Genomic DNA, 15,785 nt, shown 5'->3' with positions numbered 1-15,785 from the left:
CCCACGCTCTCACAGACAGAGAGTCGCTTGAGAGTCAAGTGGGTCCTTATATCCAGAATAGCAGATAACAGAAACTGATAGTCTATCTCGATGGAGTGGATTTCACAGGAAATGCAGAATTGTGCCGGCTTTTGCCGCTCCGCCTGCCGGGCTGGAGCGGCCACAAGAACACGGCGTTAGTACTGTTGTGCTTACTTCTGGTCGTACCCTTATTCACGAACGAATGATCGGTGCCGCCAGTCACCAGTCCACCCTTCCCCGCACCGTTTCGGAGTTATATTCATATTGTAACACAGAATGTATCTTTAATTCAATTGTGGGCTGGAAGTTACGGAATACTTTCTAGATTACTGCTGAGACCTGTCGCCTGCGCATCCCCCAGCGCGTAGCGGGCCTCTCTTGCTCACAGGTGATAATACGTCGATCCTTCTCCTTTCGTAGCGGGTGGAGTCATTTCCTAGGAGAGAAAGGTAAGCAGGCGGCCAGGGTAGCTTGAAGGAGGGGAGGGGAGGAGCTGGTTATTGGGCCATTACTCTGGGTGGTCTGGGTGGGCTCTCGCTTCTCTGTTGGGGAGAAGGTTTTCGGTGGGCTGGCTGGGGGAGTCTTCGGGAGCCGGGGTGTTGCCGTGGGTGTTGGCTGTTGTTTGGGCAACAGCCGGCTGCTGATTTGCAGTCTCGCCGAGGGCGGCCTCGATCAGGGCGGGCAAGATTTCGTTCGTCAGGCGTTGGATTTGATAGAGACTTTCGGCCCAGGGTATCTCTTGATGATCGCGAGTTCCCTGGACTTCGGCCAGTTGGATCAGGGTTTCGTCGACGAGGCTGCGGAAATAGAGGAAGGCGCGCACAGCGTCGGCCACAGGCACGTGGGAGGTGCGGGTAATCGAGCCATATTCGTAGCCGAGGTGAGCGGCCTCATGCAGCAGCTCGGGGTAGGCGCCTGCGTCTGTCAGGGCGCGTAGCAGTAGCTCCAGTAGGCGTCGTCCGAGGCGGCGATAGGCTTCGCGGGCGGCCTCATCGAAATGGCGGTGCCAGGGCAGGCGCTCCAGGACGCCTTCGGCCCAGGCCTCGCGTACACGTCCCAGGACGCTTTGCACGAGGAGTCGAGCGGCAGGGCGCGGTTTGCGCTCGCTTTCCTGGCGCAAGTGGGCCTCGATATCGGAGCGGCGAAAGCGGCGATGCCCTCCGCTGGTACGTCGTGAGGGCAAGGCGTTGCGGTCGGCCCATAGGCGCACCGTAGCTGGATGCATCCCCAGCAATTCTGCGGCCTCGCGCAGACTCAGCCACTCCTCCTCTGGCCGTGGTGTAGAAGCAGACGTCATAGCCCGACCTCCCTTCAGAGCCAGGGTCGGTGTGGTGCCGACAGCTGAACGGCGAACGGACGAACGACGATCTGGTATCTTACCTTCTGTGCGTAATGGTTCCTGAGCTTCACCGGCTGGCTGCACGTCTCTCCCCTGTAAATAGATTGTATGGGAATTGCGCATGCCCGTCAAGGCCGCTCTCTCCCACCCCATGCGGAAGACGATCATTTGCACTAGATGGATAGTACCGTCAACCGTATCCTCATGCCGCCACATATTATATAATGCAGGCTACTGATGAAGAATGCCGTAGCTTTTAGAAAGATGCTTTCTAAAGCTAGCCACGTTTAAAGAGATCTGGCAGCGAGGTCAGTAGCGTAAGCTAATGGCCAAGACCCACTCGTTAGCTGCTCTGCAGCTCGCTGAAAGATGGCAGAGACAAGCAGGCTGCCTGGAAGTTTTTGGCAGAAGTGAGGTCTACCTATGCTCACAGGGCTTCCACATGAGCGATCTATATTTGAGTATCGCAGCTTGGAAGACATCTATGAAGAGATCCGCAATGTGTACAAGCGCTATCCCCAACCGTGGGTAATCGGTTACAGTGGAGGCAAGGATTCCACAACAGTGCTTCAGCTCGTCTGGAAGGCGCTTGAGGTTCTACCGCCAGAGGAACGTCAGAAGCCCGTTTTCGTTATCGCATCCGACACGCGAGTGGAAACTCCGGTGATTGTGGACTATATTGACACTACTCTTCAGCGTATCAACGAAACCGCTCGCGCTTTGGGCATGCCTTTTAGGGCAGAGAAGGTTATGCCAACGCTCAATGACAGCTTCTGGGTGAACCTCATAGGGCGAGGCTATCCAGCGCCAACAACGCGCTTCCGCTGGTGCACTGAGCGCATGAAAATCACCCCTGCTAATCGCTTTATCGAAGAAAAAGTGGCCCAGTACGGTGAGGTAATTATGGTTCTGGGGGTGCGAAAAACGGAGAGTTCGACGCGCATGCAGCTGATGAACACCTACCAGGTTAAGGGACACCTGCTTCGCCGGCACAGCTCGTTGCGCGGTGCCTATGTTTATGCTCCCATCGCCGATTTTTCGACAGATGATGTGTGGAAATACCTGCTTCAGGTGCCTTCTCCTTGGGGAAACAACAACGAGGATCTGGCGGCACTCTACCGCAATGCCAGCGCTGGCGAGTGTCCTCTTGTCATCGACACCAGCACCCCCTCATGTGGGAACTCTCGGTTTGGATGCTGGGTCTGCACAGTTGCAAGGAGAGATACTTCAATGGAGGCCCTGATCGACAACGGCGAGGAGTGGATGCTCCCCTTACTCGAGTTTCGCGAGTGGCTCGTCACAACTATTGATCCCGAGCGAAAGCGTGAATTCCGCGATATCCGTGGTCGCGATGGGCGTGTGGTCTTTAAGAAGGATGGTACTCTGGCGGCACGGACCTACACTCTCAATACAAGCAAGATCATGCTGCACAAACTTCTAGTAGCCCAGAAGGAGATTCAGCAGCACGGCCCAGATCCTACAATGAAGCTGATTTCGGACGAGGAGCTTTTTGAGATCAGGCGAATCTGGCGTGTCGAACGCCAGGATTGGGAGGATTCAGTGCCAGCGATCTTCCGTCAGGTCAACGGCTTCGATCTTCCGTGGCCAAAGGACGATGACCATGTCTTCGACTCTGCCCAGAAAGCTCTGTTAGAGGGCATCTGCAAGGAATACGACCTTCCTTTTGAGCTGCTAGCTAAGCTGCTAGAGGTAGAGAAACAATCTATTGATATCACGAAACGAGCCGGCATCCATAAAGCACTAACCTCTATCTTGACCCAGGAGTGGGGAGACGAATCTCAAATTATGACGGCGGCTAGGGAGAAAAACGTTTTTTATCAAGAGATTAGATTAGACTTAGCCTTGCCTTCAGTAGCGGAGAAATAAATGCGCTTTATCCATTTCTCAGTAGAAAACTTTGGGGTTTTTGCAGGCCGTCATGTCTTCGATCTGAGACCGCTTGTCGAGAGATCACCTGGACGCCATATCACTGTCTTTAGGGGCCACAATGGAGCTGGCAAATCAACGCTTTTCCAAGCGCTGCTTCTAGCACTTTACGGTGCCACCTATTTCTCCGAAGAGGGCAATTACAAGCGTTTCTTAATGGAGCGCATACACAGATCCCCCACAGGGGGGGAAGACCATGCCTCCGCTAGACAGAGTGCTGTAACAGTGAGCCTTGAGTATGTTCAATCTGGCCAAATGAGCATCATCGATATCGAGCGCCGCTGGCAGCGTCAGCATGGAACCATTCGGGAAACACTTTTAGTCCTGCGCAATGGCGAGCCCTTGGAAGTTGATCCCTCTGACTACCAGGTCTGGCTAAATGAGTATATTTCACCCGGCTATGGCCAGCTGTGCTTCTTCGACGCTGAGCAGTTCGAAGCTCTGATTGATCCCGCCCAGCAGGGAAAGGCGCTTTCTGAGATCTTCGCCCGCTTACTTGGGCTGGACATCGTCAATCGGCTGCAAACAGACTTGCGCCAGCTAGTGAACCGCCAGGGGGGTAGCTCGGAAAAGGTGGAAAGCCTTTACAAGAAGGCGCTGTCATTACGCGCTGAGACGGATCAGCTGGAATGGCAGATCGCTCAGCTCTCTTCGGAGCGCGATAGAATCCACTCTTCTATCTCTGATCTAGAGAGAGCGCTCAGGGAGGAGGAGCATCGTCTCTCTGCCGAGGGAGGCAAGTATGCCGCTCAACGCCCTCTGCTCCAGCAGCGCAAGGCAGAGATCAACAGGCAGATCGAGGAGATCTCTGATACCTTACGAGAGCTGTGCTCAGAGCTGCTCCCGTTTGCTCTTGCACCAGAGCTTTGCCTGCAACTGGCGGAGACTTTGGAAGGAGAGCTTGAGATCCAACGCCAGCAGGTGGCTTCTGTTTTCTGGTCGCGTCAGCATCAGCTCCTGGAGAGGCTCCTGACCAGCTCTCATCTCTGGGAAGGGGTCGAGATTTCAGAGGGTAGCCGATCTATACTAGCAGAGCGCATAAAACAAGCTTTCGAGCAGATAATACCTTCTCAGGCAAATGCTGCCCGGCTGACTCACCATCTGGCAGAGCCGGACCATAGAAAGCTTAAGCAATGGATTATGGCAGCTGTCCAGCTTGTCCCCAAGCATGTCGAAGCTCAAACAAAGCAGCTTCGCGCTCTGAAGCGCGAATTACAGCGTATAGACAAGAGCCTGGAGAGGGCACCCGATGATTCATTGATCGCCCCTATTTATGCCAAAATAGGTGAGCTGAAAGCCCAATTGGAGGAGAAACGCAAGCGTGAGTCGAAGCTCACTGAACAGTTAGGGTCGCTCCGTTTTCAGATCGAGGAGAAGCAGCGCGAGCTGAAGAGCTTGGTCGAAACCTATGAGAAGGCTCAACGCAGCGAGAAACAGCGTAGCTTGGCCGAGCTGAGTCAGGTAGTTTTGCGCACCTATCAAGATGCCCTCTTACGTCAGAAGCTGGCCGAGCTTGAGCGCGAGCTTGTTCACTGCTTTAACCAGCTGTGCCATAAGGACGGCCTTCTCTCTGAGGCCACGATCGACCCAGAGAGCTGGAAAGTTCAGTTCAGTAATACGCTGGGCCAGTCATTTAAGTTGGAGCAGCTTTCGGCAGGAGAACGCCAGCTTTATGCACTGGCGCTGCTATGGGCACTAAGAAGGATCGGCAATCGTGACCTGCCTTTGGCAATCGACACCCCCTTAGCTCGCCTTGACGCAGAGCACCGCCAGCGCTTTTTGCAGGACTATATTGGGCAAATCAGCGAGCAGGTTCTTTTATTCGCAACTGATACTGAGCTGGACACTTACCTCCTTGGCCAGATCCGCGAGCGCGTTGCACGCATTTATCAGCTAAGCTATGACTCCCAACGTGGAGAAACGATCGTATCTCTCCAGGAGCTGTCAGCAGATCAGGCAGCCCTGCCCAGCTAGTCGCAATTACTCAGCAGGATAGGAGATCCAAGCTATGCCTTTGAATCGCATCTATGTCGGCGAGGAGGTTGACTTACGCCTGCGCAATCTTAAGGCACGTACTGGTCTGACTCCTAACCTCCTCTGTCGTCTGGGATACTGCCTTTCTCTGGCTGATCCCACTCCCCCCGATCCCCATCTTTATGAGGATGGTCAGGTCCGCGAGTTCAACCGATACACTCTGACAGGTCCGTGGGATCTCTTTTTCTTCGCCCTCTTACGCGAGCGACTTGCCCGGGAAGGACTTGATCCAGACAAGGACTTGGAGGCTCAGTTTAAAGCCCATCTCTGCCGGGGAGTGATCATGCTCTACCAGCGCCTGAAGAGCCTGGAGGACCTGGGTGATCTCGTGACCGAGGCGCAGCGCCGCTTGAAAGCCGCTCATCCCGATTTAGCGGAGGAGCTGGAAAGCCTGGCTTAAGCAGCCTAGAGAGGAGTGCATCCATGCGACCGATCTATATGGATCATCACGCTACCACCCCGGTTGATCAGCGGGTGCTCGAGGCGATGCTGCCCTACTTCACTGAGGAGTTTGGTAACGCTTCTAGCATTGATCATGAATACGGTAGCCGGGCTGACGAGGCTGTCCAGCAGGCGCGCAGTCAGGTAGCGCGCCTTATCCGAGCCAAGCCAGAGGAAATTATCTTTACCAGCGGAGCTACTGAATCCAATAATCTGGCTATCCTCGGTGTTGCTGAGGCGCTCGCCGACAAGGGGCGCCACATTATTACCGCTGCCACGGAACACCCAGCCATTCTCGATCCCTGCCTCTACCTGGAGCGTCATGGCTGGCAGATCACTCGCTTGCCCGTTGATCGTTTCGGCCTAGTCGACCTCGATGCGCTGCAGAGGGCTATTCGACCAGACACGGTGCTGATCAGCATTATGACTGCCAATAATGAAATTGGGACGATTGCCCCCATTAAGGCGATCGGTGAGATCGCCCGAGAGCATGGGGTACTCTTCCACACAGATGCCACCCAGGCAGCTGGCTATCTACCCCTCGATGTCCAGGAGCTGCATGTAGACCTCCTGTCACTCTCGGGACATAAGATGTATGGTCCCAAGGGGATCGGGGCGCTCTATGTACGCCGGTTCAAGCGTTCTTTGCGCCTGGAAGCGCAGATACGCGGTGGTGGACACGAGCGAGGGCTACGTTCAGGTACGCTGAATGTTCCTGGGATCGTGGGCCTCGGCAAGGCCGCAGAGATTGCCTCACGAGAAATGCGCCAAGAAAGCGAGCGCCTGCGACGCCTGCGTGACCGGCTTTGGGAAGGGCTGCGTGCAAGAGTCCCAGGAATTGAGATCAACGGCCATCCCACTCAAAGGCTTCCCCATAACCTGAATATCTACCTTCCTGGGGTCAATAACCGAGCATTGCTGGTGGCCCTCAAGCATGAGTTGGCCTTTGCGACGGGCTCCGCCTGCGCTACAACTAAAGTCGAGCCTTCCCACGTGATCCTCGCTCTCGGTTACCCAGAGGAAAGGGCGAAGAGTTCTATTCGGCTTGGCCTGGGAAGAAGCAATACCGAGCAAGAGATAGATAGGGCTGTCGACAGCCTTGCAGGAGCAGTCGAGGAGCTAACCCATAAACTGAGGATCTGACTCTCCGCGCCCAGTCAGTCGGTTAGGAGGAGGAGAGTCCTCTCTCCCTCAGCCACTGTAAAAAGGCTTCTTTGTCAAAGCGGACTCGCGGGGGATGGAGGTCAGGCACATCCTTCACTCCTATCCCCTCCAATCCCAAAAAAAGGGCGATCTCCGCTCCGTGGCGCGTGAGCACTCCACAGTTATGGGCTAGCTTACGCGCCTCTTTAGAGAAGGTTCCAGTGCTCATGAGTAAAGGAAGGATAGGAATCATGAGCTTGAAAGAGTCTAGCTGCAAGCGCGATTGCCAAGGTGCAAGCTGATCATGATGGAAGGCAGCGGCAGCCCCTACCAACTCTCTGATCTCTTTGACACCGACAGGGTGATCAGGCGCATATTTCTTGGCCTGGCCTAACACTAGCATACTGAAACCAACACGGAAAGGCACAGGCTGCTCCCCGAGCAGAAAGTTTTCATGGATATCCAGCCAGCCAAGAAAATCGATACCCTCATCCCTAGAGTATTTTGTCATTTTCATACCCCTGGCGTTGAGCAGGCCTAGAATGCGTACACAAAGCTGTTCGAACTCCAAGGGAGAAAGGCTTCTCACTGCCTCTAGAATAGCAGGGATCTGAGGAGCTACCTTCCTGACACTTTGCATATAGGTCGAATCTTTGGCTCGTGGATAAGAGAAACCGGCTATCTCGTCCCCATCAGCAACGATATCATAGGGAGCAAACAATCCTTTGGCGCGAAGGACCTGCTGCTTATTGAGCAGGCAAGAGAGATAGTCTTCATAGTGCTCCTCTACCTGCTCAACCACGGCCAGTGGGGAGAGCAGAGGCCCCTGCTGGGCGGTTACCTCCACCAGGACCTCCCGCAGCGAGCGAGGTGGGCTATAGAAATCAAAGCTCTCTGCGAGTATGTCAGCGATGTGCTCAGGCTCAACCTCATTCATTGGCCGCTCTCTCTTGAGAGTATTGTAGCGATGCTTGTCTCAAGGCCCGTAGTTCCTGAAGCTTCTTCTCTATGCTTTCAAAGAGCTGCAGATCTTCTTCAGTAATGGTTGTCAGGAGGCTAGCAGGGAACTTTTCCAGAGCCTGGAGAAAGGTTCGGAGGGAGTCGCGCAAGGGGACAGTGATAGGCTCGATTTTCGTCAGACTGACCGCTCTTTCGATGGTCAGCTCGCCCTCGATAAAGCGCTCCAGAACATCTACTTTTTTCGAGGCGAGGGTTTCACCGAACTGGCGCATCTGCTGGGGGTTCGTGATCTCGGGGCCACGCTCCCCCTCCAGGTCTCCCAGAAGCAGCCCATAGAAGGTAGGCCGACGCTCAGCATTCGTGAACTGCCATAACTCTTCGCTCCAGCCCAGCCATTCTTTGATCGCATTGCTCTTGAGAGCCTCGTCAAAGAGGCTGAAGAGCCTCGGTTTGGCTTTGGGCCAAACTCTTCGTCCTCCATCATTTGGCGCAGGGCTTTATAGGCCCGATAGTAGCGGCCCACGACCCTGGCGCTGAGGCCGAGACGTTGTCCAATCTCTGTCCATGACTGTCCTAACGTATCATACAGTTGGACAATGAGGTGTGCTTTCTGGTAGGCTCCCCACTCCTTAGGACCGCTGATGTGGCGAATGCCCTGCAGAATAGTCTCATTGATGCGATCTTGCTCCGGATCTCCCGTGGGGGTATAGACAAGTACGTTGAGCGTTTGAAGAGACTGCACCAGCTCGTCTTGCTCAGGATTAAGGGCCTCCCTAACGATCTTGCGAATCGCTGCCAGGCGGCGATTGCCCTCGATCACGACAAAGTAAGGTCCCTGATCAGCATTGAGAACAGGATCGCTCAATTCATAGGGCTTGACGACGATCAGCTCCGTGGGAATATAGCCGTTGCTTCTGATGGATTGCTCAAGCTCGGTGATTTGCCAGGCCTGGGAGCTTTCGAGACGCTGCGAAGCCTTAAGCTGAACTCTCTCTAAGTGATAGAGATTCTCAGGGACCTTCTGCCAGTCCTCCAGGTCGAAGAAGCGCGGATTATTGGGATCGAGCAGCAGGCTGGCCAGTGGAACCTGCCGCGGCTCCAAGTATGGCGAGAATGGCATTGCAACGATACTCCCTTCACTACTCTTCGCCATCCCCCTCCAGGGCACATTCCTTCACTACAAACTCCAGGAGATTCCAAAGCGGCTTTCCATGACGTGACTCTATTTCGTCCAACAGCTCGGCAATACCAGCGTTGGCACATTCTTCAGCGATCTCTAGAACGGTGTTACGGTGTAAGATGACTTGAGGATCACCTGTGACGACCAGGGCGATCGCCTCAAGTAGGACAATATCGCGGGAATTGAGTTGGTCCCACCGAAAGATAGTCTCTCTGGAAACTAGTGGTTTCCTGCAGCCTCGCCTAGCTCCTAAGCAAGCAGCCCACATGAAGAGATCCTTCATAGTGCTAAAAGGGGACTCAGCAGGTTCTTTACTTTCAGTCAGACGTTTATAGCTGGGATGAACTCCTACTTCGATGTAAATCGCTTCTCTTAAGCCCTCAGACTCAGCTGTCATCGTCGAACCTCCACAATAGTTGTGCAACCTGTACGACGATCAAAGTCGAGGTTGTACTCCCGGCCAATGTGAGGCTCCAGGTTGGCCCGGGCCTGATCATGCAGTTCCTCATCAGTGACGAACAGAATCACTTGGTCGGCAAGCTCAGGCAGATGCTCAGTGATATTAGCCCGATTCTCGGCAGACAGCCTCCCAAAAGGGGTGTCCATCACGAGAGGAGCCTCTTCTCCGCTCAGACGAGACATTGCAACAATGAAGGCCAGGCTGAGTATCTGCCGCTCTCCAGAGGAGAGATCCTGAAGAGCTGGCTTACTGTAGCGATCTACTACTTCGAGGTTAAAGCTCTCATCCAGGGAAATCTCCTGAAACTGTCCCTCTTTCCAGAGAAGTAAGCGGAAGATCTCCGAGGCCTTTCTACTTATATCAACTCTCACTTTCTCCTTGTATTTTTGGATATTATCTTCAACCACATCTCTCAAACTTCTAGCAATTTCATGCTTAAATTTAATCAAATCAACATTTTTGCTATTACTAATAGCATTAATCTTATTTTCTTTATCCTTCATTTGAGAGTTTGTCATCTCCCTAAGTTTACCGATCCGGTCCAGCTCTTTCTGTAGTGCATAATACCTCTCAGTAACCTCTCGCCATTGCTTTTGCCAAGCAGCGACGCTAGCTCCCCCCATAGCTTCAAGTTGACCATGAAGATCGTCCAATCTCTGTAATTCATTAGTGATAGTATCTCTTAGATCTACATACCGCTTACACCAATTGCCGAGATGCTCCAGCTTCTCCCTGCTGCTCTGCTCCAGGGAGAACAACTCGGTACTCAGGCCAGCCTCTCTGTTGGAGCGGTTATCATCGAAGACGTTTTTCTCCAGGAGTGCCCGCAAGCGCTGATACTCAGGCCCATCTTCTTCGAAGGGACGACCGCAGATGCAACATAGTTGACTTAGCAAGTCACGTGCCAGGCGTTGGAGCGCGTAACTGGGAATTGCTTCTTGAGCTCCTATGTCTGCTAGTGATGAGTAAGCTTTTCTGAGAATAGGCAGAGCCAAAACATAATAAGCGTCTGTGGTTTCCTTTTTAACTATTTTTGCCAGTTCTTCAACTTCTTCACGTTTAGAATTGATAATACCCTCTTGGTACTTAATTTGCTCACTCACCCTTTCAGCTCCGCTATCTTTTATTTCTCTTTCAATACGTTTTTTATACTCTTCAGCTTCTTCCATAGATCTTGATATCTGCTCATACTTCTGGTCCAGTTCATGGAGCTCGCCCTCTAGTTTCTCCTTCTCATGAATTGCTTTTTCGAGTTCTTTATTACTCTGATCGATAACAGCCATTCTATGCTCATAAGATTTAATTATGCTTTTTATAGATTTGTGAATTTCTACAAGATTATTTACCTTAAATATATTGTTAATTGCACTAGCAATTTGCTTCGATCCTGGTCTGGTGATGGAGTCAATAAGCTCACCATCAAAGAAGAAGTACTTGCTGGCCTCCACCGGAAGCACCTTTCTGATCTCCCTCTCAGGCCCAAATTGATCTTGATCATCAGTGCTCAGAATATCCGTTGTACCATCGAAACAACGCTTCGCAACTAGAAACCTCTCCTTCTTTAGAAGGATACCACCATTTGTATCCTTGATAGCCTCTCTACAGCGACTGACCTCATACTGATCTCCTTTATGGATAAACGTTAAGGTAGCAGACATCTGCAGCTGTTCCAGGGGAACAGCTCGGCTAATGGCTTCTTTACAAAAGAGATCTTCTTCATCTTCAACGTCAATTGAAGAAACTGTTCTAATTGCCTCAAAGCCAAAAAGACACCAGTTAATTGCAGCAAAAAGGGAGGTTTTCCCTGTTCCATTCACCCCATTGATAATCGTTATGTTTCTTTTACGCTCATTATCATGAGCAAACCTTATTTCCTGCCTTTTCATATATTGCCGAAAAAGTTCGACTGAAAAACTCTTGAGAATCATGCTTGATCTACCCCCTCTCATTGGATTGTCTCATATTTTTTGCGTATTTATCTATAATTTTATCTATAACCATCTCGATATTCTTTTTATCCAAATTTTGTTCTTCAATCAGTTCCCTTAAAATTGATCCAATGGGGTAACCGTATTCTCCTGCTATCTTCCTTATGTACTCTTTTAGCATCGGAACCCTCCCCTATAAATCCGCTAAATCGTAAGCTCTCATCAGCTCCCAAACGCTGTTGAGGGCGCCATACTTATTCAGGGCCAGCTCCGCAAACTCCTTGAAACGCTGCAGCTCGCGGCGCATGATCTTGCGCTCCGAGGCGAAGGTCGGCGAACTCTGGCTAACGCGCCCCAGCGGCGGAACCGCAATTAAGTCATGGATCTCAGCAACCTTCTTGCCCGGAGCCCGGCGTAAAATGCGACCTCGCCTCTGGATAAACTCGCGCGGATTGCCGCTGCTGGCCAGTATATAAGCCGTGCGTGTCTCAGGCACATCGACCCCTTCGTCAAGACACTTCATCGCCACCAGGGCCTGCAGGTCACCGGAAGCAAAGCACTCTAGTAAATGTTGTCTATCCTGCGCATCTTCCTTCGCCGTAAAAGGATGGACCCGCATCCCCTTCTCCAATCCCAATAGACGAGTCAGATCCTTTATCTGCTCCGAAGTGCAGTAGAAGAGCGTGTGACTGAGCTGATCCGGCTCGTGCAACAGGTCCCGCAAAGCAGCCAGCTTGTTGTTGGCATTATTCAGCAAACGTGCTCGTTTTATCAAGAGGCGCTCCAGGGCCTCCTGTTTACTCTCGTCCTCCGAGTAGACGAACTGGCTAATCTTTACTGAGAGCCTATGATACTCATCCAGCTCCTCGCCTGTCAAGGGCACAAGATGCGGATAGTAATAGTAGGGTGTCAAACAAGATCCGATCGCTCTCTCTAGTGGAAAGGAGAAGACAGTCTCTCCAAAGTACTCAGTTAGGGCACGGCTGCCCTCTTCGTCAAACCAGCGCTGGGGAGTGGCCGAGAGCGCTAGCCTGTAGGGGATCTGCCAGGGATAGCTTTTGCGGCTCTGCTGAGCACCCAGGTGATGCACCTCGTCAGCGATCAGGAGCACTGGTCCTTTGAGGCGAACCAGCAGATCTTGAAAGGCCTCACTAATGAAGGTTTTATGAGTGGTAATCACCATGAGGCAGGGACGGTAACCAGCCCGGTAGTCCTCCAGGCGCGTCCGCAGCTTCTCCAGCCATTGCTTCCGAGAACCGTAAGCGAGGATGGGACGATAGCCAAAAACCTTAGCCTCCTCTGCCCATTGGTCCACCAGGTGCTGGTAGGGCACTGCGATGATCACCACAAGTCTCTGCTCTAGCTCAAAAAGCCTGACAGAAGCAGCTAAAGCTGTGATCGTTTTACCAGTACCAGTAGCCATCTCTAGCAGGCCACGCCGATCGGCATTGAACCAGGCGTCAACAGCTTCCTGCTGATAATCACGAAGAACCAGGCCAGTTGGAAAAAAGGGACGACCGATCTGATACACTGCTCCATTCTCCGCCAAACGACGCTGTCTCACCCACTCTGGCTCGGCATAAGGACGCTCACCTCGACGGAGACGTACAATTCTCTCACGAGCGGCCTCGGGTAACTCCAGCACTCTCACATTGGGATCGCGGTTGTTCCATAGCCGTTCAAAGCGCTCGGCATCAGCTTGTACTAGCTCCGCCAGAATGGGTGACTCCCACGAGCAAAAGATCTTGATGGATTCGTAGTTACGCAGCCCGTGAATGCTATCATTATATGAGCCATTGAAGCTTATACGATTGCCATAGGCGTCTGTAAAAACCCCAAATTTGTCATGGAAATCCCCGCTCTCCAGGCTATTCTGGGGCAGGGCAAGACGAAAGCTTATGACCTCATCTGCCACCATCCAGGCAAGTGCCGATAACACATCCTCTTCCAGAGCCTGCTCAAGACTGGTGATGTTCCGCTCCAGGAGCCGGTGAAGCGCCGGGTTCATCTTGGCAGCCTCGCCAGTCATCAGCGCTTTCCAGTCCTCTTGATCCAGGATAGGACTGGTAATCCAGCGTGCACGCCCTCCATTGTTCGCAAAGGCCACCATGCCCCTTGCATTGATCCGCAGCCAACCCGAGCTGAAATAACCCACGCCGCGATCGTAGCTCTGAGCACGAGACAGTAGTCTCTCAAAAAACTGAGTGGTGAGGTCATAAGTGGAGGTGTCCATCACACGCGGAAGACAGAGGTTCGTGAATGGCTCCATGGTTCATACTCGCGACTACGGGAGCAAGACGAGGCCGCTGCCTAGATCATCCCTTCATCACCCTAAGCAAGGCGCTTCCAAGTGCCACCCGTTCCCTGCAGGTTGGCCATAACCATCCATAATTAACCGAGCTTGATAGAGATCTTCTTTAAGAAAGATGGTGGATAAACTGTATTATACAGTGAATGACTCCGAATTTCAAGCGGAGGACTTCGCTGTTACAGAGGGAATCTAGCCTAAAATTGATCGGAAGCTATGGGTCCTCCCCGACCTGCTCTCTCCCAGGGGCTGACAGGCCTCGCGCAGCTGTGGTACAATAGATGCCAATCAGCAGGAGAGCAAGGACGCAGGCGAGGCCCTTCCGTCGCTAGATCGATTAACCCGACTGGCTCGCTTTGCTGGCGGGCTGAATGGCTTGCGCTCGCTTCTCCTCCCCTCACACCCCAGAACCGCCGTTCGCAAGGCACACGCCACACACCACCACGGCGGCTCGGGCAAGAAGAGAGGAGAGAGTAAGATAGCAGGTCATCCGCCCGCTTCGCCCCAGAACAGAACAAAGAGACTGACCACAACGCGCGACACGCATACACGTAAGGGCTATCGCAAGCACCAGGGAGAGGAGCACTATACTCACCATGCAGTACGCAATCTTCGGTGGCGGCGCACTTGGCCTTGTGGCCGCCTATCGCCTGGCTCAGGCCGGCCAGTCAGTCATGGTCTTCGAACAGGAGGAGGTCCCCGGCGGCCTGGCCGCCGGTTTCCAGGTCGCGCCAGGCGTCTGGTTGGAGAAGTTCTATCACCACCTCTTCCGCACTGACCGCGCCGCCATTCGCTTGATCAAAGAGCTGGGTCTCGGCCCACAATTGGTCTGGTCTACTCCACGCACAGAGTCATTGATCGAAGGCCAGATCTACCGCCTCGATTCGCCTACCTCACTCCTGGCCTTTCGCCCGCTGCGCTTCTACGAGCGCCTGCGCGTCGGAGCAGTCGCCGCCTTCCTGAAACTCTCCCCATCCTGGCCACTAGAAGGTCGCACCGCCGCCCCCTGGCTACGACGCTGGATGGGGAAACGCGCCTACGAGCTGGTCTTTGAACCACTCTTCGTGAGCAAGTTCGGCGCCCTCCATGAGCAGATTGCCCTGCCCTGGTTCTGGGCCCGCTTCCACGACCGCACCACTAGCCTGGGCTACCTCAAAGGCGGCTTCCAACAGCTCTACGACCGCCTGGCGGAACGCATCACTTCCCTCGGCGGCAAGATCCTGCTCGGGACACGCATCGAAGGCGCCGAACCCCTCGCCACCAGCGGCTGGCAGGTCCGCACTACGCGCGGCACCTGGACGGTCGATCAGGTAATCTCTACCCTGGCTACCCGCCTGACCCTGCGCCTGATCCCAGCCCTGCCCTCAGACTACCGCGCTCGCTACGAGTGGGGCCAGGCTTACGGCACCCACTGCCTGATCCTGGCTCTCGACCGCCGCCTGACAGCTACCTACTGGCTCAATATCTGCGATCCAGGCTATCCCTTCCTGAGTATCGTCGAACATACGAACCTGCGCCCTCCCGAGGAGTACGGCGGTCGCCATCTGCTCTACCTGGGCAACTACCGCCCAATGGATGACCCGCTCTTCCAGATGGAGAAAGCTGAGGTCCTGACCCAGTTCTTACCCCATCTGCGCCGCATTCGCCCGGATTTCGACCCCTCCTGGGTGCGCGAGAGCTGGATGTTCCGCGCTCCTTTCGCCCAACCTATCGTCACCCCCGATTACCGCGAGCATATCCCTCCCCTGAAAACTCCCCTCCCCGGCCTCTGGCTGGCCAATATGTTCCAGGTCTATCCCCACGACCGCGGCCAGAACTATTCGATCGCTCTGGCTGAGCGCCTGGTTCGCCTGATCCTGGAGGAGAAGGAAGCTTCCTCTCACCCCTGAGAAAGCACCCTTCTCCACCTTCTTTCGATATCCTTCCTCTCTTCTCCTTTATTCTACACTACAATTAGAGTAGTTTCGTGATCAAGCCTAATTGCTTCTCTATATCTGCTTTGCCACTGTCGAATACAGGCTACC

The 15,785-nt window shown here is 53.5% G+C and carries 12 protein-coding genes; 5 read left to right on the top strand and 7 right to left on the bottom strand.

The annotated features are described in order from the left end of the window. Positions 1 to 529 precede the first annotated feature (529 nt). A complete protein-coding gene (locus BGC09_RS09270) occupies positions 530 to 1,318 on the bottom strand; it encodes a helix-turn-helix domain-containing protein (RefSeq protein ID WP_069803602.1) in 789 nt (262 codons plus the stop codon). Between the two features lie 513 nt (positions 1,319 to 1,831). Here BGC09_RS09270 and dndC point away from each other — a divergent pair. Genes dndC through BGC09_RS09250 form a run of 4 tightly spaced genes read left to right on the top strand, consistent with a single transcriptional unit; the run spans position 1,832 to position 6,925 of the window. Continuing rightward, entirely contained in the window at positions 1,832 to 3,247 is a 1,416-nt protein-coding gene (gene dndC / locus BGC09_RS09265) for a DNA phosphorothioation system sulfurtransferase DndC (protein WP_176728887.1), read from the top strand. Beyond that, positions 3,248 to 5,281, top strand: a complete 2,034-nt coding sequence (gene dndD / locus BGC09_RS09260) for a DNA sulfur modification protein DndD (RefSeq protein ID WP_084658270.1) — start codon at positions 3,248 to 3,250, stop codon at positions 5,279 to 5,281. Positions 5,282 to 5,315: 34 nt separating this feature from the next. Then, a complete protein-coding gene (locus tag BGC09_RS09255) occupies positions 5,316 to 5,741 on the top strand; it encodes a DndE family protein (RefSeq protein ID WP_069803599.1) in 426 nt (141 codons plus the stop codon). 23 nt (positions 5,742 to 5,764) lie between these two features. After that, complete coding sequence (locus tag BGC09_RS09250) at positions 5,765 to 6,925, top strand: cysteine desulfurase family protein (protein WP_069803598.1); 1,161 nt, start codon at positions 5,765 to 5,767, stop codon at positions 6,923 to 6,925. A 22-nt stretch (positions 6,926 to 6,947) separates the two neighbouring features. Here the strand turns inward: BGC09_RS09250 and BGC09_RS09245 are convergent, their stop codons facing one another. The 6 genes from BGC09_RS09245 to BGC09_RS09220 form a co-directional block, all read right to left on the bottom strand. Then, on the bottom strand, positions 6,948 to 7,862 hold the full coding sequence (locus tag BGC09_RS09245) for a restriction endonuclease (RefSeq protein ID WP_069803597.1): 915 nt from the start codon (positions 7,860 to 7,862) through the stop codon (positions 6,948 to 6,950). Between the two features lie 255 nt (positions 7,863 to 8,117). Next, entirely contained in the window at positions 8,118 to 9,005 is an 888-nt protein-coding gene (locus BGC09_RS09235; RefSeq protein WP_069803595.1) for a sigma-70 RNA polymerase sigma factor region 4 domain-containing protein, read from the bottom strand. Positions 9,006 to 9,024: 19 nt separating this feature from the next. After that, positions 9,025 to 9,462: a DNA phosphorothioation-associated 4-like protein gene (locus BGC09_RS09230; protein ID WP_069803594.1), complete on the bottom strand. Its 438-nt coding sequence runs from the start codon at positions 9,460 to 9,462 to the stop codon at positions 9,025 to 9,027. Next, positions 9,459 to 11,453 (bottom strand): AAA family ATPase, encoded by a 1,995-nt coding sequence (locus tag BGC09_RS09225; protein WP_069803593.1) that lies wholly within the window; start codon positions 11,451 to 11,453, stop codon positions 9,459 to 9,461. Before BGC09_RS09225 ends, BGC09_RS09230 begins: the two co-directional genes overlap by 4 nt. 7 nt (positions 11,454 to 11,460) lie before the next feature. After that, positions 11,461 to 11,634, bottom strand: coding sequence for a hypothetical protein (locus BGC09_RS22845; protein WP_176728886.1), 174 nt, complete (start codon positions 11,632 to 11,634; stop codon positions 11,461 to 11,463). Positions 11,635 to 11,646: 12 nt separating this feature from the next. After that, positions 11,647 to 13,563 carry a DEAD/DEAH box helicase family protein gene (locus BGC09_RS09220; protein ID WP_176728885.1) on the bottom strand — a complete coding sequence of 639 codons (1,917 nt, stop codon included), beginning with the start codon at positions 13,561 to 13,563 and terminating at the stop codon, positions 11,647 to 11,649. 794 nt (positions 13,564 to 14,357) lie between these two features. On the opposite strand from BGC09_RS09220, the gene BGC09_RS09215 reads away from it, so the two are divergent. Beyond that, positions 14,358 to 15,650, top strand: coding sequence for an NAD(P)/FAD-dependent oxidoreductase (locus tag BGC09_RS09215; RefSeq protein WP_069803591.1), 1,293 nt, complete (start codon positions 14,358 to 14,360; stop codon positions 15,648 to 15,650). Positions 15,651 to 15,785 lie beyond the last annotated feature (135 nt).

It is taken from the genome of Thermogemmatispora onikobensis (genome assembly GCF_001748285.1).
Taxonomy (GTDB): Bacteria; Chloroflexota; Ktedonobacteria; order Ktedonobacterales; family Ktedonobacteraceae; genus Thermogemmatispora; species Thermogemmatispora onikobensis.
Note: the sequence above shows the minus strand (reverse complement) of the source record. Positions and strands in the feature narration are given on the sequence as shown.

What these genes read in the sequence shown, in the direction of transcription:
- BGC09_RS09235 (WP_069803595.1), bottom strand. Translation starts at nt 9,005, where the DNA reads ATGCCATTCTCGCCATACTTGGAGCCGCGGCAGGTTCCACTGGCCAGC.
- BGC09_RS09225 (WP_069803593.1), bottom strand. Translation starts at nt 11,453, where the DNA reads ATGATTCTCAAGAGTTTTTCAGTCGAACTTTTTCGGCAATATATGAAA.
- BGC09_RS09270 (WP_069803602.1), bottom strand. Translation starts at nt 1,318, where the DNA reads ATGACGTCTGCTTCTACACCACGGCCAGAGGAGGAGTGGCTGAGTCTG.
- BGC09_RS22845 (WP_176728886.1), bottom strand. Translation starts at nt 11,634, where the DNA reads ATGCTAAAAGAGTACATAAGGAAGATAGCAGGAGAATACGGTTACCCC.
- BGC09_RS09230 (WP_069803594.1), bottom strand. Translation starts at nt 9,462, where the DNA reads ATGACAGCTGAGTCTGAGGGCTTAAGAGAAGCGATTTACATCGAAGTA.
- BGC09_RS09250 (WP_069803598.1), top strand. Translation starts at nt 5,765, where the DNA reads ATGCGACCGATCTATATGGATCATCACGCTACCACCCCGGTTGATCAG.
- BGC09_RS09245 (WP_069803597.1), bottom strand. Translation starts at nt 7,862, where the DNA reads ATGAATGAGGTTGAGCCTGAGCACATCGCTGACATACTCGCAGAGAGC.
- dndD (WP_084658270.1), top strand. Translation starts at nt 3,248, where the DNA reads ATGCGCTTTATCCATTTCTCAGTAGAAAACTTTGGGGTTTTTGCAGGC.
- BGC09_RS09215 (WP_069803591.1), top strand. Translation starts at nt 14,358, where the DNA reads ATGCAGTACGCAATCTTCGGTGGCGGCGCACTTGGCCTTGTGGCCGCC.
- BGC09_RS09255 (WP_069803599.1), top strand. Translation starts at nt 5,316, where the DNA reads ATGCCTTTGAATCGCATCTATGTCGGCGAGGAGGTTGACTTACGCCTG.
- BGC09_RS09220 (WP_176728885.1), bottom strand. Translation starts at nt 13,563, where the DNA reads ATGGTGGCCTTTGCGAACAATGGAGGGCGTGCACGCTGGATTACCAGT.